20 protein-coding genes are annotated in these 22,809 nt (G+C 64.4%); 14 read left to right on the top strand and 6 right to left on the bottom strand.

Annotated elements, in window-relative coordinates:
- Window positions 1–81: 81 nt before the first annotated feature.
- The 7 genes from IRL76_RS01335 (at window position 82) to IRL76_RS01305 (ending at window position 9,124) form a co-directional block, all read left to right on the top strand.
- Window positions 82–2,445, top strand: coding sequence for an EAL domain-containing protein (locus tag IRL76_RS01335; protein WP_200982455.1), 2,364 nt, complete (start codon window positions 82–84; stop codon window positions 2,443–2,445).
- Window positions 2,446–2,685: 240 nt separating this feature from the next.
- Window positions 2,686–3,483, top strand: a complete 798-nt coding sequence (locus tag IRL76_RS01330; protein WP_200982453.1) for a transglutaminase-like domain-containing protein — start codon at window positions 2,686–2,688, stop codon at window positions 3,481–3,483.
- Window positions 3,484–3,570: 87 nt separating this feature from the next.
- Entirely contained in the window at window positions 3,571–5,013 is a 1,443-nt protein-coding gene (gene zwf / locus IRL76_RS01325) for a glucose-6-phosphate dehydrogenase (protein WP_200982451.1), read from the top strand.
- Entirely contained in the window at window positions 5,006–6,817 is a 1,812-nt protein-coding gene (edd, locus tag IRL76_RS01320; RefSeq protein WP_200982449.1) for a phosphogluconate dehydratase, read from the top strand. The genes zwf and edd overlap by 8 nt, the downstream gene beginning before the upstream one ends.
- 2 nt (window positions 6,818–6,819) lie before the next feature.
- Window positions 6,820–7,803, top strand: a complete 984-nt coding sequence (gene glk / locus IRL76_RS01315; RefSeq protein WP_200982448.1) for a glucokinase — start codon at window positions 6,820–6,822, stop codon at window positions 7,801–7,803.
- Between the two features lie 17 nt (window positions 7,804–7,820).
- The gene (gene eda, locus IRL76_RS01310) at window positions 7,821–8,414 is read left to right on the top strand and encodes a bifunctional 4-hydroxy-2-oxoglutarate aldolase/2-dehydro-3-deoxy-phosphogluconate aldolase (RefSeq protein WP_246450054.1); all 594 of its coding nucleotides are present in this window, start codon (window positions 7,821–7,823) and stop codon (window positions 8,412–8,414) included.
- Between the two features lie 68 nt (window positions 8,415–8,482).
- Window positions 8,483–9,124: a L,D-transpeptidase family protein gene (locus IRL76_RS01305; protein WP_200982446.1), complete on the top strand. Its 642-nt coding sequence runs from the start codon at window positions 8,483–8,485 to the stop codon at window positions 9,122–9,124.
- A 6-nt stretch (window positions 9,125–9,130) separates the two neighbouring features.
- Here IRL76_RS01305 and tilS read toward each other — a convergent pair whose 3' ends face one another.
- The 5 genes from tilS to IRL76_RS01280 all read right to left on the bottom strand — a co-directional run bounded on the left by tilS (window position 9,131) and on the right by IRL76_RS01280 (window position 14,657).
- Window positions 9,131–10,117: a tRNA lysidine(34) synthetase TilS gene (gene tilS, locus IRL76_RS01300; RefSeq protein ID WP_246449898.1), complete on the bottom strand. Its 987-nt coding sequence runs from the start codon at window positions 10,115–10,117 to the stop codon at window positions 9,131–9,133.
- Window position 10,118: 1 nt separating this feature from the next.
- Window positions 10,119–11,066, bottom strand: coding sequence for a tetratricopeptide repeat protein (locus tag IRL76_RS01295; RefSeq protein WP_200982445.1), 948 nt, complete (start codon window positions 11,064–11,066; stop codon window positions 10,119–10,121).
- Window positions 11,067–11,161: 95 nt separating this feature from the next.
- Window positions 11,162–12,010, bottom strand: coding sequence for a helix-turn-helix domain-containing protein (locus IRL76_RS01290; RefSeq protein WP_200982444.1), 849 nt, complete (start codon window positions 12,008–12,010; stop codon window positions 11,162–11,164).
- 137 nt (window positions 12,011–12,147) lie between these two features.
- On the bottom strand, window positions 12,148–14,418 hold the full coding sequence (gene ptsP, locus IRL76_RS01285; protein WP_200982443.1) for a phosphoenolpyruvate--protein phosphotransferase: 2,271 nt from the start codon (window positions 14,416–14,418) through the stop codon (window positions 12,148–12,150).
- 83 nt (window positions 14,419–14,501) lie between these two features.
- Window positions 14,502–14,657 carry a YdcH family protein gene (locus IRL76_RS01280; protein WP_200982442.1) on the bottom strand — a complete coding sequence of 52 codons (156 nt, stop codon included), beginning with the start codon at window positions 14,655–14,657 and terminating at the stop codon, window positions 14,502–14,504.
- 152 nt (window positions 14,658–14,809) lie between these two features.
- On the opposite strand from IRL76_RS01280, the gene IRL76_RS01275 reads away from it, so the two are divergent.
- A complete protein-coding gene (locus IRL76_RS01275; RefSeq protein WP_200982440.1) occupies window positions 14,810–15,019 on the top strand; it encodes a YdcH family protein in 210 nt (69 codons plus the stop codon).
- Window positions 15,020–15,121: 102 nt separating this feature from the next.
- The gene (locus tag IRL76_RS01270) at window positions 15,122–15,583 is read left to right on the top strand and encodes a DUF1465 family protein (protein WP_200982438.1); all 462 of its coding nucleotides are present in this window, start codon (window positions 15,122–15,124) and stop codon (window positions 15,581–15,583) included.
- Here the strand turns inward: IRL76_RS01270 and IRL76_RS01265 are convergent, their stop codons facing one another.
- On the bottom strand, window positions 15,584–17,047 hold the full coding sequence (locus tag IRL76_RS01265) for a glycerol kinase (RefSeq protein WP_200982436.1): 1,464 nt from the start codon (window positions 17,045–17,047) through the stop codon (window positions 15,584–15,586).
- A 72-nt stretch (window positions 17,048–17,119) separates the two neighbouring features.
- On the opposite strand from IRL76_RS01265, the gene IRL76_RS01260 reads away from it, so the two are divergent.
- The 5 genes from IRL76_RS01260 (at window position 17,120) to IRL76_RS01240 (ending at window position 22,751) form a co-directional block, all read left to right on the top strand.
- Window positions 17,120–17,992 carry an MBL fold metallo-hydrolase gene (locus IRL76_RS01260; RefSeq protein WP_200982434.1) on the top strand — a complete coding sequence of 291 codons (873 nt, stop codon included), beginning with the start codon at window positions 17,120–17,122 and terminating at the stop codon, window positions 17,990–17,992.
- Complete coding sequence (locus IRL76_RS01255; RefSeq protein WP_200982432.1) at window positions 17,977–18,666, top strand: DUF4230 domain-containing protein; 690 nt, start codon at window positions 17,977–17,979, stop codon at window positions 18,664–18,666. The genes IRL76_RS01260 and IRL76_RS01255 overlap by 16 nt, the downstream gene beginning before the upstream one ends.
- 85 nt (window positions 18,667–18,751) lie before the next feature.
- On the top strand, window positions 18,752–19,525 hold the full coding sequence (locus tag IRL76_RS01250) for a hypothetical protein (protein WP_200982430.1): 774 nt from the start codon (window positions 18,752–18,754) through the stop codon (window positions 19,523–19,525).
- A gap of 90 nt (window positions 19,526–19,615) precedes the next feature.
- A complete protein-coding gene (gene nadA / locus IRL76_RS01245) occupies window positions 19,616–20,605 on the top strand; it encodes a quinolinate synthase NadA (protein ID WP_200982428.1) in 990 nt (329 codons plus the stop codon).
- 25 nt (window positions 20,606–20,630) lie between these two features.
- Window positions 20,631–22,751 (top strand): prolyl oligopeptidase family serine peptidase, encoded by a 2,121-nt coding sequence (locus tag IRL76_RS01240; protein ID WP_200982426.1) that lies wholly within the window; start codon window positions 20,631–20,633, stop codon window positions 22,749–22,751.
- Window positions 22,752–22,809: the final 58 nt, after the last annotated feature.

Genomic DNA, 22,809 nt, shown 5'->3' with positions numbered 1-22,809 from the left:
CCGCAGTCTGCGGTGGCTTGCGACCTTTTGCGCAGCCCGCATCAAAACTTTCTTAAACTTAAGGGCCCCATAAGGGGCGCAATGAGCCAGAAGAGCGCCCTTTCTGCCCTCGATAGGGCTGCCGTCCCGTCAGACGGCCGCTTCGGCGCGCGCGTGAAGGAACGGCTGCGCCACGTCCTCTGGGCTGTGGGCATCACCTTGGTGATGACCGCGGTTTTCCTCCTCGAACCGGTCGACCAGTTCATCTGGCTGTTCCAGTCCAAGATCGCGGGTCACAAACCTTCGGGCGACATTGTCTTCGTCAGCGTCGACGAGCCAATCAATGATCCGGTCTTCGGTCATCGCCGCGTGCGATTGGCCAACGCCTTGCGCGAACTCGACCGGCGCGGTGTCGGCAAGGTCTATATCGACATCGCCTTCGAAGAAGAGTCGTCACCCGCATTCGACGAACCTCTTTCCGAGGCCATTGGCCTGCTGGGCCCACGAGTAGTCGTGGTGGACCAGCTGTTCCATGATGCGCAAGGCAAGCAGAAGATCGAGCGGACGGTCCCGGAACTTGCCCGACAGGCCACGCGGGTAATTTCGGACAAGCAGAACTCCGACCTCTTCGACGTCAGGTGGGTGTCCGACTTTGCCATCGTCATCGGTGGCAAAAAGATGACCACGCTGGGCGCGGCACTCGGCGGTGCGCGCAATGCGGCAGCTTCACGATTCCAGATCGACTATGGCTTCGGCAGCAAGGAAATCGATTCCCTGCCGATGAGCGATCTCGTGACACTCGGCGGGAAGTTGCGCGATGATATCGATCTGGCAGGCAAGAGCGTTGTCATCGGCTATGACCGTCAGAATGCCGGATCGAGCCTGCGCATTCCCAACAGCAGCAATGCGCCGGCCAGCTATGTCGAAATCTATGCCGCAGAATCCCTAAAGGCGAACCGCCTGAGTTATCTGGGGCCGGTTCCATCAATGCTATTTTGTGCCCTCGCGCTTGCACTTGTCATCTTGCTGGGTCGGACGCGCAAGCGCAGGTGGATCGGCTATACGGCGCTGGTCGTCACCTTCTTTGCCAGCCTGATCGTCGCGGCCCGCATCGGCATCCGCATGGAATCTTCCTATGCACTCGGCTTGCTGGGTGTGTACGCATCCTATCGCCTGTGGACCCGCTGGAAGCGCCGCGTGGCACACTTCAACCAGGATACCGGCCTGCCCACCCTCAAGGCGCTGGAAGCACGTCTGATTCGTCTTGGGACCAGCAGTGGCTTCGTGGTCGTGGCCAAGGTCCACAATTACGAGCACATCCTGAAGACGCTGAAGGTCGAGGACCGGAGCAAATACCTGCTCAAGCTAGTCGATCGATTTCGTGCTGCAGATCCCAACCTCGCCATCTTCAGTGACAGCCATTACCTCGCATGGCATTCCCCTATCGAGAACGCGGACGCGCTCCAAGAGCACCTGTCCGGACTGCGCGCCATCTTCGCCTCACCGGTGAATGTCGGCGGCAACTCGGTCGACGTTGGCATCACGTTCGGCGCAGTCGCTATCGAAGGCGATCCGATCAATCGGGTGCCGGCTGCCACCGCAGCCGTGGAAGAGACCAACGAAGCGCTGGAGCCCATCCGTATCGCCGAAAGCGCATCGCATTCGGACATGCTGTGGGACATCTCGCTGCGCGCCCGCATCGATGCCGCGATGGAAGCGGGCGAGATCTATTGCCTCTACCAGCCTAAGATCGACCGTGCGAGCGGATCGATCGCCGGGGTCGAGGCCCTGGTCCGCTGGCACGACCCTGCTCGCGGCTTCATCGAACCGCTTCACTTCGTCCAACAGTGCGAGAAGGCCGGGCGCATGGAGCACCTGACCCGCTACGTCCTCCAGTCGGCGTGCTCGGCAGGACAGCTGCTCCATTTCCGCGGGACGATGATCAAGATGTCGGTCAACATCTCCGCGACATTGCTTGGCGACATGCGCATCGTCGGTATCGTCCGCAACATCCTCCAGGCGACGCGCTTCGATCCGCGATTCCTTGTCCTGGAAGTTACCGAAACCTCCCGCATCGCCGATCTTTCGACCGCTGCGGCCATTCTATCCGAACTCCGGGCATTGGGCCTCAACGTGTCGATCGACGATTTCGGGATGGGTGCAGCGAACTTCGAGACCTTCTTCGCCCTGCCCTTCGACGAGCTCAAGATCGACCGCCTGTTCGTCAGCAACATGCTGAAGGACCCCAAGGCGCGGGCCATCGTCTCGAGCCTCGTCGCCATGGGCCGTGAAGCGCGAATCACCATCGTTGCGGAAGGCGTCGAAACGCCCGAAGAGGTGGAAATCCTTAACGAAATCGGCTGTGACGAGCTTCAGGGTTATGTTTTCAGTCGCCCGATTTCCCTGTCTAAGTTGCTGGAATTCAACGAGAACCGAGAAGAAGCGCGAAAAGCGAACATGGTTTAGACTTTACAAACAACCATGGTTAATGGAATTAACCCTCCTGTATCAAACAGGAGGTACATATGTTCCGTATTTGGCGTTGGTTCTTCAGCGACGACTAGGATCGTCGATCTTCAACCAGTTTTCGATAGGGCCCCTCACGGGGCCCTTTCTCGTTTCGGGGTTCGACTTGCTTTTCCCGATCGGAGATGAAGTCGGGAAATTCGACGAAACAAGCGCGCAGTTCCTGCGTTCCAAGGTCATATGTCGCTCCTCATCGAAGCCAGCTTTTCCTTTTCGCTCGACCAGCCGACCGATGTGTTGCTGCAGTTCGAGGCCGCCTCGCTTCCAGAACAGAAGATCATCAACCCCAAAACCACGCTCTCCGCTTCGGAACATTGCGCACGCGTTCCGGCACAGGACGATATCGGCGAGCGAATCTGGATCAGGGCGGAAGGCGACTTCGATGTAAGCTACAGCGCCCGGGCTGAAGTGCAGCGGATGATCGCTCCGCTCCCGTCGCTGGAAATGCTCGCTCCGCACGACATGCCCGGAGAGGCGGTGCAGTATCTGTTCGACAGCCGCTATTGCCCGGCAGACCAGTTCCAGCCCTTCGTCGAGGCCGAGTTCGGCGACACTCAGGGCGGTGCACGGATCGCCGCGATCCGCGACTGGATCGCGCAGAACCTCTCCTACGTCCCCGGAAGCTCCGGCCCGGACACCGGCGCGGTCGACAGCTTTGTCCAGCGACAGGGCATCTGCCGCGACTATGCCCACGTGCTCATTTCTCTCGCCCGCGCCAGCACCATCCCGGCACGTTACGTCGCCTGTTATTCGCCCGGCGTTACCCCGCCCGATTTCCACGCCGTGGCCGAAGTCTTCCTCGAAGACCCGAACACCAGGGATGGCGGCACCTGGCAGCTGGTTGACGCAACGGGCATGGCCACGCCGGAAGATATCGTGAAGATCGGCGTGGGACGCGACGCGGCCGACGTCAGCTTCCTCACCAGCTTCGGGCCAAGCAATTTCCGGTCGAGCCGGGTGTCGGTGGTGCAAGAATAGGAATGCAGCCCACTGGCATGGTGTCGCCTGCGCTGGTAACCGCCTGACGCAGGAGAGAGGGAGAACCATGACTGCAGGGCATTTCGCATGAGCTTCACCGCGGACCGACTGCTGCTCTTCGGCGCGACCGGCGACCTGGCGCAGCGTATGCTGCTGCCATCGCTCTGTGCACTCGACGCCGACGGCCTCCTTGCCGAAGATCTGAAGATCGTCGGCACCGCCCGATCGGACCTTTCGACCCAGGCCTATCGCAACTTCGCGCGCGAAGCGCTGGAGAAATATCTCCCCGAAAACCGCCGGACGGGCGTCGATCACTTCCTCGGCCGCCTGCACTACGTGCCCGTCGATGCAACGACCGTCGAAGGGTATGACGAGCTGGCGAAGGAAATCGGCGACTATGGCAACGGCCTCGCCATATTCCTTTCGACCGCACCGAGCCTCTTCGAAGCAACGATTTCCGGATTGCAGCACGCGGGGCTGACCGAAGGCAACGTCCGCATCGGGCTCGAAAAGCCGCTCGGCACCGACCTAGGCAGCAGCTGCGAGATCAACGACGCGGTCGCCCGCGCCTTCCCCGAGGACCGGATCTTCCGGATCGATCACTATCTCGGGAAGGAAACGGTTCAGAACCTCCTCGCCCTACGCTTTGCCAACCTCCTGTTCGAGCCGGTGTGGAACGCGCGTTACATCGACCACGTCCAGATCACCGTCGCCGAGACCGTGGGCCTCGAAAGCCGCGTCGCCTATTACGACGACAGCGGCGCGCTGCGTGACATGGTCCAGAACCACATGCTTCAGCTGCTCGCGCTCGTCGCGATGGAGCCGCCGACAAGCTTCGATGCAACGGCCGTGCGCGACGAGAAGGTCAAGGTGCTGCGCGCCTTGCGCCCGGTCGGACGCGACGAGACCGTCACCGGCCAGTATCGAGCAGGCGCGGTCAACGGCGCCGCCGTACCGGGCTACGACGAGGAACTGGGCAAGGACAGCGACACCGAAACCTTCGTCGCGATCAAGGCGCATGTCGACAACTGGCGCTGGAAGGGCGTTCCCTTCTACATGCGCACCGGCAAGCGCCTGCCCGAACGCGTGACCGAGATCGTGGTCCAGTTCCGCTGCATCCCGCACTCGATCTTCGAAGGTCGCGGGGCGACCACCCAGCCGAACCGCCTCGTCATCGGAATCCAGCCCGAAGAGAACATCCAGCTGACCATGATGGCCAAGGTGCCAGGCCTCGATCGCGAGGGCCTGCGCCTGCGCCCGGTGCCGCTCGACATCGCCATGGACGATGCGTTTTCGGGCGCGGTCCGCCGCATTGCCTACGAACGCCTGCTGCTCGACCTTGTAGAAGGCGACCAGACGCTGTTCGTCCGCCGTGACGAGGTGGAGGCGCAGTGGGAATGGATCGACGCCATTCGCAAGCTGTGGGTCGATGCCGACATCAAGCCGAAGACCTATGGCGCAGGCAGCTGGGGACCAAGCGCGGCGATCGCTCTCGCAGAGCGTGACGGGGTGAGCTGGCACGATGAGTAAGCCACTGAACGATACTGTCCATCGCGTCACCCAGCGGGTGATCGAGAACTCGCGCAAGTCGCGCGGCGACTATCTGGAACTGATGGAGCGCGAGGCCGGCAACCAGGTCAACCGCCACTCGCTGTCCTGCTCGAACCTCGCCCATGCCTTTGCCGGGGCCGAGGAAGACCAGGAAGCAATCCGCGCGGCGCGCGGTCCCAACCTTGGCGTCGTGACCGCCTACAACGACATGCTTTCGGCCCACCAGCCGTATTACCGCTATCCCGAGCGGATGAAGATCTGGGCGCGCGAAGTCGGCGCGACGGTGCAGGTCGCTGGCGGCACTCCGGCCATGTGTGACGGCGTGACGCAGGGGCAGGACGGCATGGAGCTGTCGCTGTTCAGCCGCGATGCCATTGCGCTCTCGACCGTGGTTGCGCTGAGTCATGCCATGTTCGACGGGATCGCCCTGCTCGGCATTTGCGACAAGATCGTCCCGGGCCTCCTCATGGGCGCGCTGCGCTTCGGCCACCTGCCGGCGATCTTCGTGCCTTCGGGGCCCATGGGCACAGGCATCTCGAACAAGGAAAAGCAGCGCGTCCGCCAGCTTTATGCCGAGGGCAAGGCGAGCCGCGAGGAGCTGCTGGCGAGCGAGATGGGCAGCTACCACTCGCCCGGCACCTGCACCTTCTACGGCACGGCAAACTCCAACCAGATGATGATGGAGATGATGGGTCTTCACGTTCCCGGTGCGGCCTTCGTGCCGCCGGGCGCAAAGCTGCGGCAGGAACTGAGCCGCAAGGCCACCCATCGCCTCGCCGAGATGGGCAAGGATGGCGACTTCCGTCCCCTCGGTCGCGTGGTCGACGAGAAGGCGATCGTGAACGCCGCCATTGGCCTCCTCGCTACCGGCGGGTCGACCAACCATGCGATCCACATTCCCGCCATGGCACGCGCGGCGGGCATCGCCTTCGACTGGACCGACCTCGCCGAGCTTTCCAGCGCGGTCCCGCTGGTCGCGCGGGTCTATCCCAACGGATCGGGCGACGTGAACCATTTCCACGATGCGGGCGGCATGGGCTATGTCATCGGCACGCTCCTCGACGAAGGATTGGCACATGCCGACATCCTGACGATCTGGGGGGGCGGGTTCGAGGCCTATTCCAGGGAACCCGGCATGGACGGCGAAGCGCTGACCTGGCGCGATCCCGGCCCCAGCGGCGATGCGGAAATGCTCCGTCCGGCCTCCGACCCCTTCCAGCCGGATGGCGGCATGCGCCTAGTCGAAGGCAATCTCGGTCGCGCCTGCTTCAAGTCCTCTGCTGTCGATCGCGAACGCTGGACCATCGAGGCGCCGTGTCGCGTGTTCGAGGACCAGCATTCGGTCAACGAGGCCTTCAGGCGCGGCGAACTCGACCGCGACGTGGTCGTCGTCGTCCGCTTCCAGGGACCCCGCGCCAACGGCATGCCCGAACTGCACAAGCTGACCCCTGCACTCGGCGTGCTGCAGGATCGCGGCTACCGCGTTGCGCTCGTTACCGACGGGCGCATGTCGGGCGCGTCAGGCAAGGTTCCGGCAGCGATCCACTGCACGCCCGAAGCACTCGGTGGCGGGCCACTCAGCAAGCTGCGCGACGGCGATATGGTGCGGCTGTGCGCCGTCACCGGCACGCTTTCGACCGATGCCGACCTCGACGCGCGCGAAGCGGCGAGCGAACCGGCACCCGACACCGGCATGGGCCGCGAACTCTTTGCCATGTTCCGCCTCGGCGCGGACGGGGCCGAGCGGGGGGCGTCGGCCATGCTGGCCATGGCAGGACTGTGAGCATGGACGTTGTCAGCGTAGATATCGGCGGGACGCATGCCCGCTTCGCCATCGCAACGATCCATGACGACGGGTCGATCACCCTCGGCCAGCCCGAAACGCTTCACACCGTCGACCATGCGAGTTTCCAGACCGCGTGGGAGGACTTCCGCGACCGCATGGGCGGCAGCCTGCCCCCGCGCGTGTCGATGGCCATTGCCGGACCGGTTGGCGGCGAAGTCATTCGCTTCACCAACAATCCGTGGATCATCCGTCCGGCGCTGGTGAAGGAGAAGCTCGGCGTCGAGCAGTTCACCATCGTCAATGATTTCGAGGCGGTCGCCCATGCCGTCGCGCGGGCGAGCGAGGACCAGTTCATCCATTTGACGGGTCCCGACAAGCCGCTCGCACCAACCGGTCGCCTCAGCGTGCTCGGTCCCGGCACGGGGCTCGGCGTCGCACATCTCTATCGCGAGCCCGATGGCACCTATCGCGTCTCGGCGACCGAGGGCGGGCATATCGACTTCGCCCCGCTCGACCAGATCGATGACGCCATTCTCGCCCGCCTGCGCAAGCGTCACACTCGTGTCTCGGTCGAGCGCGTTGTTGCGGGCCCGGCGATTTCGGACATCTATCAGGCGCTCGCCGCGATGGAGGGCAAGCCGGTCGCCGAGGAAGACGACATCGCCATCTGGACGCGCGGGCAGGACGGCAGCGACAGCCTGGCTGCCGCGGCAGTCGACCGCTTCTGTATGTCGCTTGGCAGTGTCGCAGGTGACATTGCGCTGGCGCAGGGCGGTTTCGGCGGTGTCGTGATCGCGGGCGGCCTCGGCTATCGCATCCGCGAGACGTTGCTGAAGTCGGGCTTCGCCGAGCGTTTCAAGGCGAAGGGCCGCTTCCAGGAGCTGATGGCCTCGATCCCGGTCAAGCTCATCATCCATCCGCAGCCGGGCCTTTTCGGTGCCGCTGCGGCATTCGCCTCCGAACACGGAAAGGCCGCCAAGTGACCCATATCGCCGACATCATGCAGACCGCGCCGGTTATTCCGGTGATCGTGGTGGACGAGGTCGAACATGCAGTCCCGCTCGCCCGCGCGCTGGTCGCCGGCGGCCTGCGCGTGCTCGAAGTTACCCTGCGCACTCCTGCGGCACTCGATGCAATCCGCGCAATGAAGAGCGTCGAAGGTGCCATCGTTGGAGCGGGCACGGTGACCAACGAAGCCGAGCTGATGAAGGCAATCGATGCGGGCAGCGAGTTCATCGTTTCGCCCGGCCTGACCGAACCGCTCGGCAAGGCGGCAATCCGCGAACGCATCCCGTTCCTGCCCGGCATCGCCAGTGCGGGCGACATCATGCGCGGACTCGATCTTGGCCTGACGCATTTCAAGTTCTTCCCGGCAGTGACTTCGGGCGGACTTCCTGCACTCAAGGCCCTCGCTGCGCCGTTCGGCCAGTGCCGCTTCTGCCCCACCGGTGGGATCACGCTGCAAAATGCCCCCGAATGGCTGGCCTTCGACCCCGTGCTCTGCGTCGGCGGAAGCTGGGTTTCGCCGCGCGGCCCGGTCGACGAGGCGAATGTCGAGAAGCTCGCGCGCGAGGCGTTTACCCTCGGAAGCTAGGGTTTCTCCTGCCCCGCCCGCAGGGGCGATACTGGAAAATTCACCTTTTGCTGCGCATAATGGAGCGCATGGATGCGAATCTGAAATGGATCGGTGGGGCGACACTGGTTGTTGCCGCCGTGCTGGGAGCCGTTGCGCTGACCGGTGCGGGCGATCCTGCCGATGCGACGCCGTCCGCTGCCGCCAACCAGCCGAAGCTTGAGCCGATGGGCGCAATCGCTGCGAAGGCGCAGGCCGATTACGACCGCCTCTACACCGTGCGCCGCATCCTCCCGATCGAAGGACCGATCAAGTACGGCGAGTGGTACTGGGACGACAACGACGTGCCGCCCGGTCCCTTGCTGGTCACCGTGGACCTGCAGGCGCGGGTCATCTCGGTCTTCCAGGGCGGGTACGAGATCGGCGCGGCTGCGGTCATGCTGGGGACCGACGACCATCCGACGCCTACGGGACACTTCCCGATCCTCTACAAGGACCGGCACAACGTGTCCGAGAAGTACGGCAACGCACCCATGCCCTGGAGCCTGTTCCTTACCAATGACGGGGTTGCCATCCACGGCGGCCACCTGGTCGAGAACGGCTATGCCAGCCACGGCTGCGTAGGCGTCCCGGACGAGATCGCCAGCCGCCTGTTCGCCATCGCCAAGAAGGGCGACATGGTGGTGATTACCGACGGCAAGACCATGGGCCTCGGCGACAGCATCATCTGATATGAGCTAGCCGGTGCGGCGCGGATTTTCCGGCCGGAATTGCCACAGCCGCTCGCCTGCAACATCGATGGCCTCTGCATGGATGCCCGCAACGTTGCCTGCCTTGCCGCTTTCGAGATTGCCGACCAGCGCACCAGCTGCCGACAAATCCAGCGTTGCGCCGAGGACCCTGAAAATCCGGACCAGCAGCGCGGGGCGAATGACCCGGTCGCCGCCAAGCCCGGTCTTGAGCGCGCGGTAGGTGATGGACCCGTCGCCTTGCGAGACGCATTCCATCCATTCGCGCGACACTACCCAGTCGAGCGAAGCATCGGCATGTGCAAGCAGTTCGGCGCTTCTGGCGATTGCGGGGATGTCCAGCCAGTCCGCCGAGGCCAGCGCCTTGCGCATCCTGACACGGTCGAACTGGTCGTCCTCGTTCGAAGGGTCGGTGACCGCTTCGATCCCCGCCGCTTCCACCACCGCCTGCAACTCGCTCCGTCGCCAGCCGAGCACCGGCCGGATGAGGCGCAGGTATTCGTGGCCGGGAACGCCGGTCAGCTTACGGATCCCCGCGAGGCCTCCCAGCCCGCTGCCACGGTTGAGGCGCATGAGGAACGTCTCTGCCTGGTCGTCGAGCTGGTGACCGGTGGCCATGGTGGAGATTTCGCGCTCTTCCATCCAGCCCGCCAGAGCGTCGTAGCGTGCCGATCGCGCCTCCGCCTGGATGTTGCCCTCGGCGACATCGACCTCAAGCACCTTGTGACGAACCCCCAGCCGCTCGCAAATGCCAGCGACGTAGGCCGCCTCCTTTGCGGCGGCGGCGCGCAGGCGATGGTTGACCGTGGCTGCCTCGACCTGCCCGGGGATTGCCGCGTGGGCCAGCAACAGCATGGCGAGGCTGTCGGGCCCGCCGGACACCGCCAACAGCAGTTTCTCACCGGTGCCGGAAAACGGCCAGACCGCCTCGAGGTCTTCGCGAAACCGCTCGACCAGAAGCGGGTCCAGGGTCACGTCAGCCGCACTTCACCTTGTCGCGCCGCGCAGCATAGTCGCTCGCGAGACGGCCGGTGGCGAGAGCCGGATAGGTTTCCGAGAACTCGGCCAGGGCGATGCAGGCGCGCTTGGTGTCCTTCAGCTGGATCATCGCTTCGGCAAGGTACAGCAGGCTGTCGCCCGCGCGCGCACCCTGCTTGTCCGACTGGTAGTTCTTCAGGAACCACGGCGCCGCCTCGCGCGCCTTGCCATCGTCGAGATACGCGCGGCCGAGCAGGTTGCGGCCATAGGAAATCCGGCTGTGCTTGGGATATTTCTCGACGAACATCGTCAGCTGCTGGGCCGCCTCGGGGAAGAAGCCGGCATTCCACAGACGGAAGCCATAGGAATATTCGTCGTCGCCGGCATCGTCGGTCTGCGGCTTGGCGATCGCCTGCACTGCGGCAAGACGTTCGGCGCTGGGTCCGGTCGCAGGCTTGGCCGGCGGGGCGTTGCCGGTCATCTTGTCGACATTGGTGTTCACCGCATTGTTCGACGGCGAGACGATCGTCTCGGTCGCCGGGGCCGTGTTCGTGGCTACTGCGGGCTTTACCGCGCCACCTTCGAGGACGGCGATGCGTTCGCCAAGGACCCGAAGCGTGTTGGCATTCTCTTCGTTCTGCGCGGTCTGGCGCTGCAACTGCGCCTCGAGTGCGTCGAGGCGGGCGAGGATATCGGTCACGGCCGTGGTCGAGTTCGTCGGCGCGGTCGTCGTGCCGGTATTCGGCGTCGCGCTGATCTCGGGCTCGAAATAGCGTCCGTCTGCACCCGGGAAGACCTTGCGCTGCAGCGCCTTCACTTCCTGTTCGAGGCGGCGGATGCGCATTTCCTCGCCATTGTCCTGCGCAAGGGCGGGCACCGAGGTGGCGAGCAGGGCGACGGCGACGCTGCCGAGGCTCCAGGTGCGTGCAATTCGTCCGATGTTCATCGGGTGGGCTCCTGATGGAAATCCGTTGGTCTGGAAAACTGCCCTAGGGGCGCAAAGCTGTCGAGGTCATGAAGGGGCTTTTCCCCTCCCCTCGATCAGGGCGTTGCGACCGGAGCAGGCGTCGCGGGTGCAGAGAGTGTCGTCGAGACAGACGGAGAAGGCACGGGCCGGGCTATCAAGGCCGCGGCATCGACCGGGACGTTGCTGACCACCTCGTCCACTTCGGACAGCTTGGGCACGGCCCTGCCACCCACGGTAATCGTGAAGGCATAGGGTCGTCCGGTGCGGATTTGCGGGTTCGCGGCATCGGCAGGGATGGTGAACTTGTCCCCCTTGGCCATGATGCCTTCGAAGAGGGTCTTGCCGGTCCCGTCGTAGAACCGCACCCAGGTGCCATCCATCTCGTTGGTGAAGACCACCGGACCGCCGGTCGGTGCCGCGGCAGGTGCGGCAGCAGGGGCGGCGGCTGCCGTAGCGGGCTTCTCTTCGGCGGGATCGCGCAGGGGTGCAGGACCGAGGCCGGGCGCGAAATAGGTGCTGTAGAAGGCGTAAATCCCCGCCACGAGGATGATGCCCGCAAGGACAGCGAACCAGGCAAGGCCGCGCCCCGGCACGCGTGCCGGGTCACCCGGCTCGAAACGGGCCGGCGAAGTGCGTGGATCGAGATCGCCCTCGGCCAGCTCCGCGCGGACCTGGTCGATAATCTCGCGCTCGTCGAGACCCACGGTGCGGGCATAGGTACGGCTGAACCCGACCGCATAGGTGCGCGAAGGCAGCGCACCGAACTGGCCTGCCTCGATCGACTGGAGATGCCTGATCGGGATGCGCGTTTCGGCGGCTACCTGTTCGAGGTCGAACCCGGCCTTCTCGCGCGCGGCGCGCAGGCGGTCCCCCACCCTTCCGGTATGGGCAAATTGTTCCTCGACGCTTGTGTCCTGTTCCATGCGGTCCCCGAAATGCGATCCCGCGGCTTGTGCCGCCTTTTTCAGCGCCCGTGAAAGCGGTGCGGCGCGCAGGCGTCAAGCGCAGCTTGTAGCACGATTCCGGCAAACCGACGAAGCGCGCCGGACGCACGACGAAATCAGTCGACCTCGATATCGCGCTGCTCGGCCCAGCGCTTCAGCTCGGCGCGCAGGTCCGCTGGCGGCGACAGCAGCCACTGGTTCATCTGTGCGCCGATTTCGCCCAGGTCCACCTTGCGAACCAGTTCCTTGATCGGACCGACGGCCGCCGGTGTGATCGACAGGCGGCGATAGCCGATACCGAGCAGCGCCAGGGCTTCCAGCCTGCGCCCGCCCATCTCGCCGCATACGCCGAGCCGCACCGGATGGCCGACCGTCGCCTGCGACACGCGCTGCAGGAAACGCAGGATGGCGGGGCTGAGCCAGTCGTAACGCTCCGCCAGCAACGGGTTGGCGCGATCGGCGGCGAAGAGGAACTGGGTCAGGTCGTTGGTGCCGACGGAAATGAACGAAATGCGCGGGATCAGCAGGTCGAGCACTTCTGCCAGCGAAGGCACTTCGAGCATGCAGCCGTATTCGACCGCTTCGGGCAGGAGCTTGCGGCGGGCGCGCAGGAATTCGAGCTGGTCTTCGAACACCTTCTTCGCCGCGTCGAACTCCCACGGCTCGGACACCATGGGGAACATTACCGAAAGGGAACGGCCCGCGGCCGCTTCCAACAGGGCGCGTGCCTGCGCCTTGAGCAGGCCTTCGCGGTCGAGCGAGAGGCGCAGGGCTCGCCAGCCCATCGCCGGGTTCTCGTCACGCTCCGCGACCTGCGAATTGAGATAGGGCACCGCCTTGTCGCCGCCGATGTCGACCGTGCGGAAGATGACCGGCTTGTCGCCTGCGGCATCGAGCACGTCGCGGTAGAGACGCAACTGGCGGTCACGGGCGGGCAGCGTGGCGGAGACTAGGAACTGAAACTCGGTACGGAACAGGCCGACGCCATCCGCCCCGGTCAGCTGCAGCATGCTCATGTCGTCGCGCAGGCCCGCGTTGATCATCACCGTGATCCGCGTGCCATCGCGGGTGAAGGGTTCGACATCTCGCAGCTCGGCATAGGTCGCCTGCCGCTCGCGGTTCTTGGCGAAGCGGGTTTCGAAAGCGTCGAGCAGCTGCTGGCCGGGGCGCAGCGTAACTGTGCCGCGGTCCGCGTCGAGCAGGATCTCGTCCCCCTCGCTCACACGCGCACGTACCCCGCTGGCGCGACCGAGGACGGGAATTCCCATCGCCCGGGCGACGATCACCACGTGTGCCGTCAACGAGCCTTCCTCCAGCACCACGCCCTTGAGCCTGCGCCGGTCGTATTCGAGCAGTTCGGCCGGTCCGAGATTGCGCGCAATCAGGATCGAATCCCGGCGCAGCCCCTGCGTTGCAGCCGTGCCGAGCTGGCCCGAGACGATGCGCAGCAGCCTGTTCGACAGGTCTTCCAGGTCGTGCATGCGGTCTTGCAGCAGCGGATCGTCGATCTCGCGCATGCGCATGCGGGTGCGCTGCTGGACCCGTTCGATGGCGGCCTCCGCAGTCAGGCCGGAATCGATCGCCTCGTTGATGCGGCGGCTCCAGCCCTCGTCGTAGGCGAACATCTTGTAGGTTTCGAGCACCTCGACGTGCTCGCCGCCCTTGCCGAACTCGGGTTCCTTGCCGAGCGCGTCGATCTGTTCGCGCATCTTGTCGAAGGCGCGATAGACGCGCTGGCGCTCAGCCTCGATATCCTCGGCGACGACCTGGTCGATCTCGATGCGCGGCTGGTGGAACACCGCCTGCCCTGCCGCGAGGCCTTTGACGAGAGTGAGGCCTTCGATCACCTCGGTCTCCGTATGCGCCTCGCCAAAGGTTATCGTCTCTTCGTCGTCGACCAGTTCCTTGTGCGCGATAAGCTCTGACAGGATCATGGCGGTGGTCTGCAGCGCCTCGATCTCGACTTCCTCGTATCGGCGCGGCTCGACGTGCTGGACGCACAGAACTCCCACGGCACGCTCGCGATAGACGATGGGGACACCGGCGAAGGAATGGAATTTCTCTTCGCCGGTCTCGGGCCGGTAGAGGAAGTCCGGATGCGCCTTGGCCTCGGCCAGGTTCAGCGTCTCGATATTCTTGGCGATGGTACCGGTCAGCCCTTCGCCCACCGCCATGCGGGTGACGTGGACGGCGGCAGGGTTGAGGCCCTGGGTGGCAAACAGCTCGAGCGCGCCCTCGCGCAGCAGGTAAATCGAGCAGACCTCGCTATCGAGGCTGTCGGCGATGACTTCGACCACGCGGTCGAGCTTGTGCTGGGCGTGTGTGCGCCCGGCCATGATCTCGTGCAGGCGGGTCAGGATCTGGCGGGCGGAGGCTGCAGCTGACATGGCCACGGCCTATGGCAAAAAATGGCGGGTTGCGAAAGCGGGACGCGGACCGCCGCGCCCCGCATTTCGCTATGCGATGATGCTCAGCAGCTCGCGAGTTCTTCCTTGATGCGTAGCTTCTGCTTCTTGAGTTGCTGGATCATCACGACGTCGGGCGCAGGACGGGTCTGTTCCTCGTGCAGGCGGGCTTCGAGACCGGCGTGCTTGGCTTTGAGCGCATCGACGTGGGATGATTGCATCGGGTTGTCTCCTTCGGGTTTATTGCGACCCCAGAAGCGACTCGTGCCGGCGCGGCACGGGCCGCAGACCGACTATAGAACCACACTATTGTCGATTTACAAACACCCTGCTTCGAGGGCATGCGGCGAAGCGAGATTCGGGAAGGACGAGCGTGAACGAACAGGAGCTGCGCAAGCGATTGGAAACGCTGCGAAGCGAGCACCGCGACCTCGATGCGGCAATTGCCGCGCTGAGCGAGGCGGGCGAGCGCAGCGGTTTCGTCGACCAGCTGCAAATCGCGCGACTCAAGAAGCGCAAGCTCCAGTTGAAGGACCGGATCGCGCTGATCGAGGATACTCTCGTCCCCGACATAATCGCCTGATTATCTCCGCTTTAGAGCAGCTTGGACGTGCCATCGTTCCAGCGCGGGACAGGCACATTAACGCGCTGGCCTGAAGCCTCCTTCGGGCGTAATCTTTCTGTCATGCAATCGCGCGACATCAGCGAGGAAATCGTCGAGGACCTCTATGCAGAGGCCCTTGTCCTGGCGGACGACGTCCGTGCGGTTTTCGACCTGCGCCTGGGCGCGGAAAGCACCGGTTCGGACGACCTCCTGCGTGTCGCGCTCTCGATCGAGGGGCTGCGCACGACGACCCGCGTCATGCACGTGCTGGCCTGGCTGCTGAACCAGCGGGCCTATTACTCGGGCGAGCTTACCGAGACCCAGCTTCGCCGTCATGGCGCGCTGCCCGAAGAGCGGACTTCGGATCCCGACAATATCGCCATGCTCGAGCCCGAAACACAGGCGCTGATCCGCGAGAGCGAGGAACTCCATGCCCGCGTGGCGCGGCTCGATCGCGCTTGGCGCAATCGCGACAGCGATCACGACGCCCCGGTTCAGGCGCTCCAGGGAATGATTGCCAAGGCTTTCGCCAGCGGCAGCTGATCAGGCAGCCGACAGCGCCCGCGCATAGCGAGCCAGCCGGTCGCGGCGCACATCCTCGTCCATCTTCGCCACAAAGCAGGTGCTCGACCCACGCATCGCCTGCGCCGCAGCAGCCAGCGAGGGATGGATCCCCGCACCGACCGAAGCGAGGATCGCTGCACCGAGCGCCGTGGTTTCCACGAAGTCCGGGCGTTCCACCTCGATGTCGAGGATGTCGGCCAGGTCCTGCGCCATCCAGTTGTTGGCGCTCATCCCGCCATCGATCCTGAGGCGCGACCACGGCGCACCATCGGCGGCAAAGGCGCTCGCGAGGTCGTGCGTCTGGTGCGCCATCGCCTCGAGCGCGGCGCGCGCCAGCTGCGCCTTGCCGCTGGCAAAGCTCAGGCCCGAGATCACCCCGCGGGCGTCGGGCCGCCAGTGCGGCGCACCCAGTCCGGCGAGTGCGGGCACGATAACTACCTCGCCACTGTCGGGGATCGAACGTGCCAGCGCTTCTGTCTCTGCGGCATTGCCGATGAGGCCGAGCTGGTCGCGCAGGTACTGGACGAGGCTCCCGGCGACGAAGCAGGCGCCTTCGATGGCATAGGTGCGCACGCCCTTCTCTTGGTACAGCACCGTCCCCAGCAGCCGGTTCGCGGAGCGGGGAATCTCCTGCCCCTTGTTGGTCAGCACGAATGCCCCTGTGCCGTATGTCGCCTTGGTCTCGCCGAACGAGAGGCAGCCTTGTCCGATCGTGGCCGATTGCTGGTCACCGACGAGACCGCAGATCGGGATCTCGCGGCCGAAGCAATCCGGGCGGGCAACGGCTATGCGGCCATGCGTATCGACCACATCGGGCAGCGTCGCACGCGGGACCCCTATGATCTCGCACAGCCCCTCGTCGAACTGCTCGCCGTCGAGCGCCAGCAGCAGCGTGCGGCTGGCGTTGCTCGCATCGGTCACATGGGTTCCGTCCGACAGCTTGTAGACCAGCCAGCTCTCGACCGTACCGAAGGCCAGCGTCCCGGCCTGCTCGGCTTCGCGCACAGCATCGCAATGGTCGAGCATCCAGCGCATCTTGGTGCCCGAGAAATAGGGATCGAGCAGCAGGCCGGTGCGCTTCTGGACGGTTTCCTCGTAGCCGTAGTCCTTCAGCCCGGCACAGAAATCGGCCGTGCGCCGATCTTGCCAGACGATGGCGCGGGCCAGAGGTTCGCCCGTTGTCTTGTCCCAGGCGATCACGGTCTCGCGCTGGTTGGTGATGCCGATCGCGGCAATCCGTCCTGCGTCGCCACCGACTACTTCGCAGGCGCAGGCCAGCGTCTTGTCCCAGATTTCCGATGCATCGTGCTCGACCCAGCCTGGCTCGGGATAGTGCTGGGTGATCTCCTGCTGCGCCACGCCTTCGAGCGTCCCGTCGGGCGCGAATACCATCGCGCGGGTCGATGTGGTCCCGGCATCGAGAACGAGAATGCGGTCGGCCATGATCTCTCCCTGTCCTGCGCTGTCATACGCATGGGCGTGACATGGGCCAAGCGGTGCCCCATATGCAAGCCCATGGCTGGACCTCCTCCCAAACCCTGGCCCACGGGCGAAGCGATGCAACTCGAGCCGCTGGTGCGCCGCGTGCTCGCCCCCAACCCCTCGCCCTATACCTATACAGGTACGCAGACCTATATCGTGGGTCTGGGCGACGGCTGCGCGGTGATCGACCCGGGTCCGGACGAGAAGGAGCACCTGCTCGCCCTCGATGCCGCGATCGGCGATGAGCATGTCTGCGCAATCATGTGCACCCACACGCACCGCGACCATTCACCAGCAGCAAAGACGCTGGCTGCGCGAACCGGCGCTCCCATTGTCGGTTGCGCACCGCTTGTCCTCGACGACAGCGGCCCGCGTGCGGACGCCTCCTTCGACCGCACCTATGACCCCGACCGGGTGATGGAAGACGGCGAACAGATGACCGGCCCGGGCTGGACCCTGACCGCCGTCGCGACACCGGGCCATGTCTCGAACCACCTGTGCTTCGCGCTGGAGGAGAGCGGTGCACTGTTTACCGGCGACCACGTCATGGGCTGGTCGACCAGCGTCGTGATCCCGCCCGACGGCGACATGAGCGCCTATATGGCGAGCCTCGAAAAGCTCTACGCGCGCGAGGATACGGTCTACTACCCGGCCCATGGCGAAGCGGTCGAAAAGCCGCGCCAGCTCGTGCGCGGGATGATCGGTCACCGCCGCCAGCGCGAGAACCAGATCGTCCGCCTGCTCGGCGAAGGGCCCCACCGCGCCAGCGAATTCGTCCCCAAGATGTACAAGGGCCTCGATCCTAGGCTGGACAAGGCCGCCGAGATGTCGGTCACGGCGCACCTGATCGATCTGGAACGCCGGGGCCTCGTCGCCCGTTCTGACGATATATGGAAAACGATCTGACGACCCGCGAGACCGACCTGCAACCGACGGTAGTGCGCGAGCAACCGCTTGCCCGTACGCAGGCGGTTCCGTGGCTGATCGTCATCCTCCTGCTCGCTGCGGTCGCTTGGCTGGGCTGGCGCGCATTCTTCTACAAGGAAGAGGGCGATCCGGTGGGCAGTGCCATGCTTGCCTTCGAGAAGCAAAACTCGCTTACCGTCTTTTCCAGCCGCTTTGAGGTCGTCGCCGAGAGCGAGGACACGCGCGGCGTGCTGGGCGTCGACCTTCTCAAGAGCCGCCAGGCCGCGATCATCCCCGCGACCGTCGAATATCGCCTCGACCTTTCCACCATGGACCGCGACCGGTTCGAGTGGGACGCGGACAAGGAGCGGCTCGATGTCGTCCTGCCTGCCCTGCGCATCTCGCGCCCCAATCTCGACGAGGCGCAGCAGAAGGTCTTCACCGAGGGCAGCTGGGTCACCCGCGATGCCAGCAGCGACCTTGCCCGCAACAACTCGCTGCAGGCCGAACGCAAGGCGGCGGCCTTCGCAAAGAACCCGCAGGTCCTCTCGATGGCAAAGTCGGCTGCCAAGGAGGCGGTGCGCCAGAACCTCGCCATTCCCCTGCAGATTGCCGGCTATGGCGACGTGAAGGTCGAGGTGCGTTTCGACGGAGAGCCGAAACCGGCCGGTTGAACGACACTTCAAATAGGCATATTCTCGGAGTATTAGGCGCATAACACACTAACAACGCCCGGTCGCAGAACAAGGGAGGGTTCTCATGGCCACAGCCGCCGCACCGCAGCACACGTCCGTTCCGGGCACGCGCTTCTTCACCATCATGGCATTCGTCATGTCCGCGATCATTCTCGCGGGCTTCTCGCTCAATCTGGCGATGGGACGTTCGACCTTTGCCGTTCCGTGGCAGTTCCATGTCCACGGCCTGATCTTCATGAGCTGGATCGGTCTCTACCTCGCCCAGCACGTCACCATAAACTCGGGCAACATTGCCCTGCACGTCCGGTTGGGGAAGCTGGCCTACTTGTGGATTCCGCTGATGGTGGCGGCCGGGGTGACGATCATCGTGACCTCGGCACGGCGAAACGGCGGGCCGTTCTTCTTCGACATGAACGAGTTCTTCGTCAGCAATCTCTCGCTGCTGCTGTGCTTCGGCGGGCTCGCGTTCTGGGCGCTGAAGCAGCGCCGTTATACCGGCTGGCATCGCAGGCTGATGCTGTGTGCCATGGCGATCCTCACCGGCCCCGGGCTTGGTCGCCTGCTTCCTCTGCCCCTGATGATTCCGTATTCCTGGACGGTCACCTTCCTCGTGACACTAATCTTCCCCATCATCGGAATGATTGCCGACAAGCGCCGCGACGGTGTCGTCCACCCGGCCTACAAGTGGGGTTTCGGCATCTACGTTGGTACGTTCATCGCCTCGATGCTGCTTGCATATTCACCGATCGGGTATGCGGTGACCGAGTGGCTTGTAGCCGGAACGCCCGGCGCCGAGCGGCCGATGCAGGCGTTCCTGCCGCCCGGTTTTTCCATGTGAGAAGCGAGCAATAGGGCTTGCCCGGAACGCACTCGCCTTCGCGCCCGTTGAGGCTATAAGCGCCTCAAACGCAAGAAGACGGGAAAGAGAATGACCGACCAGACGAAGCCGCTCACCGGGCAGGATTTGCTCGAAGAGATCAACCGCCTGCGGAAGGAAAAGAACGCGGTCATCCTGGCGCATTACTACCAGTCGCCCGACATTCAGGATATTGCCGACTTCGTCGGGGACTCACTCCAGCTCTCGCAAATGGCTGCGGACACCGATGCCGACGTGATCGTCTTCTGCGGCGTCAAGTTCATGGCCGACACGGCAAAGATCCTCTCGCCCGAGAAGATCGTGGTCCTGCCCGACATGGACGCCGGCTGCAGCCTCGAGGACAGCTGCCCGCCAGAGAAGTTCAAGGCCTTCCGCGAGGCCCATCCGGATCATATCGCACTCACCTACATCAACTGTTCAACCGAGGTGAAGGCGCTATCCGACGTGATCGTCACCAGCTCGAGCGCCGAGACCATCCTCCAGCAAATCCCCAAGGAACAGAAGATCATCTTCGGCCCCGACCGTCACCTCGGCGGCTATCTCAGCCGCAAGTTCGGGCGCGAGATGCTGCTGTGGCCGGGCGTTTGCATCGTCCACGAAGCTTTCAGCGAGACAGAGCTGCTCAAGCTCAAGCAGCAGTACCCCGATGCGCCCATCGCCGCGCACCCGGAATGCCCGCCAACAATCATCGACCACGCCGATTACGTGGGTTCGACCAGCGGCATCCTGCAGTTTGCAGAGACCTTCAGCGGCGACACGCTGATCGTCGCAACCGAACCGCATATCATCCACCAGATGGAAAAGGCGCTGCCGAACAAGACGTTCATCGGTGCGCCAGGCGCGGATGGTAACTGCAGCTGCAACATCTGCCCCTACATGGCCTTGAACACGATGGAGAAGCTCTACGCCTGCCTGCGCGACCTCGAGCCGCGCATCGAGATCGAGGAAGGCCTGCGCATCCAGGCCAAGCGCAGCCTCGACCGCATGCTCGAAATGGCAAGCGGCACCATCGGCATGGGCGATCTCGGTCGCCCGCAATAAATACCAGAACCGGAGAGACAGAATAATGGTCGCACGACTGGCGCTTGCCGCCGCACTCGCTTTTGCCGCCGCGCCGCTGGCGGCGCAGGATACCGATGCCGATGATCCCTACATCTGGCTGGAAGAGATCAAGGGCGAGAAGGCGCTGGAGCAGGTCGACCGCTGGAATGCCGACACCGAAGCGCTGCTGACCGTTTCGCCCGAGTATCCCATTGCCAAGGCCTGGGCGAAGCAGATCCTGGACGATGATCGCCAGATCGCCATGCCCACCGCGATCCAGGGCGACCGCGTCATCAATCTGTGGCGCGACGCGAACAATCCGCGCGGCCTGTGGCGAACCGCAAGCCTTGCGAGCTACATGTCCGGCAAGCCCGACTGGCGCGTGCTGATCGACGTCGACAAGCTGGGGAAGGACGAGGGCAAGAGCTGGGTCTGGCACGGCGCCGACTGCCTTGCCCCCGAATACACGCGCTGCCTCGTCTCGATCAGTGACGGCGGCACCGACGCCGATGTCGTGCGCGAATTCGATACCGTGACCGGCAAGTTCGTGGACGGCGGCTTTACCCTGCCCGAGGCGAAGTCGAACGTCGCCTGGTTCGACAAGGACACGGTGTTCGTCGGCACCGACGAGGGAGCGAGCACGCTCACCGATTCTGGCTATCCGCGCCTCGTGAAGCTCTGGAAACGCGGCAGCGATTTCGCTTCCGCCAAGATGGTGGCCGAAGGTCAGCAGGCCGACGTCAGCATCAGCGGGCTTTCGGTGCTCGACGGCGAGACTCGCTGGCGCTTCATCAACCGGAGCCCGAGCTTCTGGACCAACAATTACGAGCTGGTGAAGGACGACGGGAGCACGATCCCGCTGCCCATGCCCGCCGACGCGGAATTCCGCGCCGTGCTCGACGGGTTCCTGATCGCCAAGCTCAATTCACCGCTGGCGATCAAGGGCGGCACTGCTGGCGTCGGTTCGCTTGTCGCCTTCTCGCTCGAGGACGTGGTCAAGGGTTACGACGTGACCCCCTTCACCGTCTTCGTTCCCAGCGCATCGCAGGCGGTCGAGGAAGTCTCCGCGTCCGAGCACAAGCTGTGGATCAAGGTGCTCGATGACGTCTCGGGCAAGCTGATCGAACTGTCCCCCGCCAACCCTGGCTGGATCAGCCGCGAAATGAACCTGCCCGCCAACAGCACCATCCAGATCGCCGAGACCAGCGGCAAGGGAGACATGGCCTTCGTCACGGTCGAGAACATGCTCACCCCGCCCACGCTCTACGCCGTGCCGAGCGAGGGCGAACCGGTCGCGATTGCCAGCGAACCCGCACAGTTCGATGCCTCGAAGTTCACAGTCGAGCAGAAGTTCGCGATCTCCAAGGATGGCACGCGCGTGCCCTATTACCTCGTGCGCCCGAAGGGCGTCGAAGGCCCGCTGCCGACGCTGATCCACGCCTATGGCGGCTTCCGCAATGCGCAGACGCCCAAGTATCTCACCGCCGAACCCTATCGCAGCGGGCCGCTCGGCCTGTTCTGGCTGGAGAGCGGCAATGCCTATGTGCTCGCCAACATTCGTGGCGGCGGCGAATACGGCCCGCGCTGGCACGAGGACGCGCTGCGCGACAAGCGCCAGAACAGTTTCGACGACTTCCACGCGGTCGCCGACGATCTCGTCGCCAACCGCCTTGCGACGCCCAAGCGCATCGCTGCATCGGGCCGCTCGAACGGTGGCGTGCTGGTCGGCGCAGTGGCGAACCAGCGCCCCGACCTCTACGGCGCGATCATTTCGGGCAGCCCGCTGATCGACATGCGGCGCTACAACAAGCTGCTCGCCGGTGCCTCGTGGATGGCCGAGTACGGCAACCCCGACGTGGCGGAGGACTGGGCCTTCATGAAGGCATGGTCGCCGTACCAGAACATGAAGCCGGGTGCCGATGCGCCGGTCGCCTTCTACTACCTCTCGACCCTCGACGACCGCGTCCACCCGGGGCACGCCCGCAAGGCGGCCGCCAAGCACGAGGCGTTCGGCCAGACCTTCTACTATCACGAGTACAAGGAAGGCGGCCATTCGGTCGGCGCGGATCACGAGGAAGATGCCAAGCGGGCGGCGCTGCTTCTGACATTCCTCAACCGCGAAATCGGCTCGGGCAAGGACGACTGAGGCACCCAAAGCGGGTTCGAGCGTATTGCCCCTGACTGCGATCGCATCAGGGGAAACG

Source organism: Qipengyuania soli, from assembly GCF_015529805.1.
GTDB classification, from domain to species: Bacteria; Pseudomonadota; Alphaproteobacteria; order Sphingomonadales; family Sphingomonadaceae; genus Qipengyuania; species Qipengyuania soli.
This window is presented reverse-complemented; position numbering and strand designations above follow the sequence as displayed.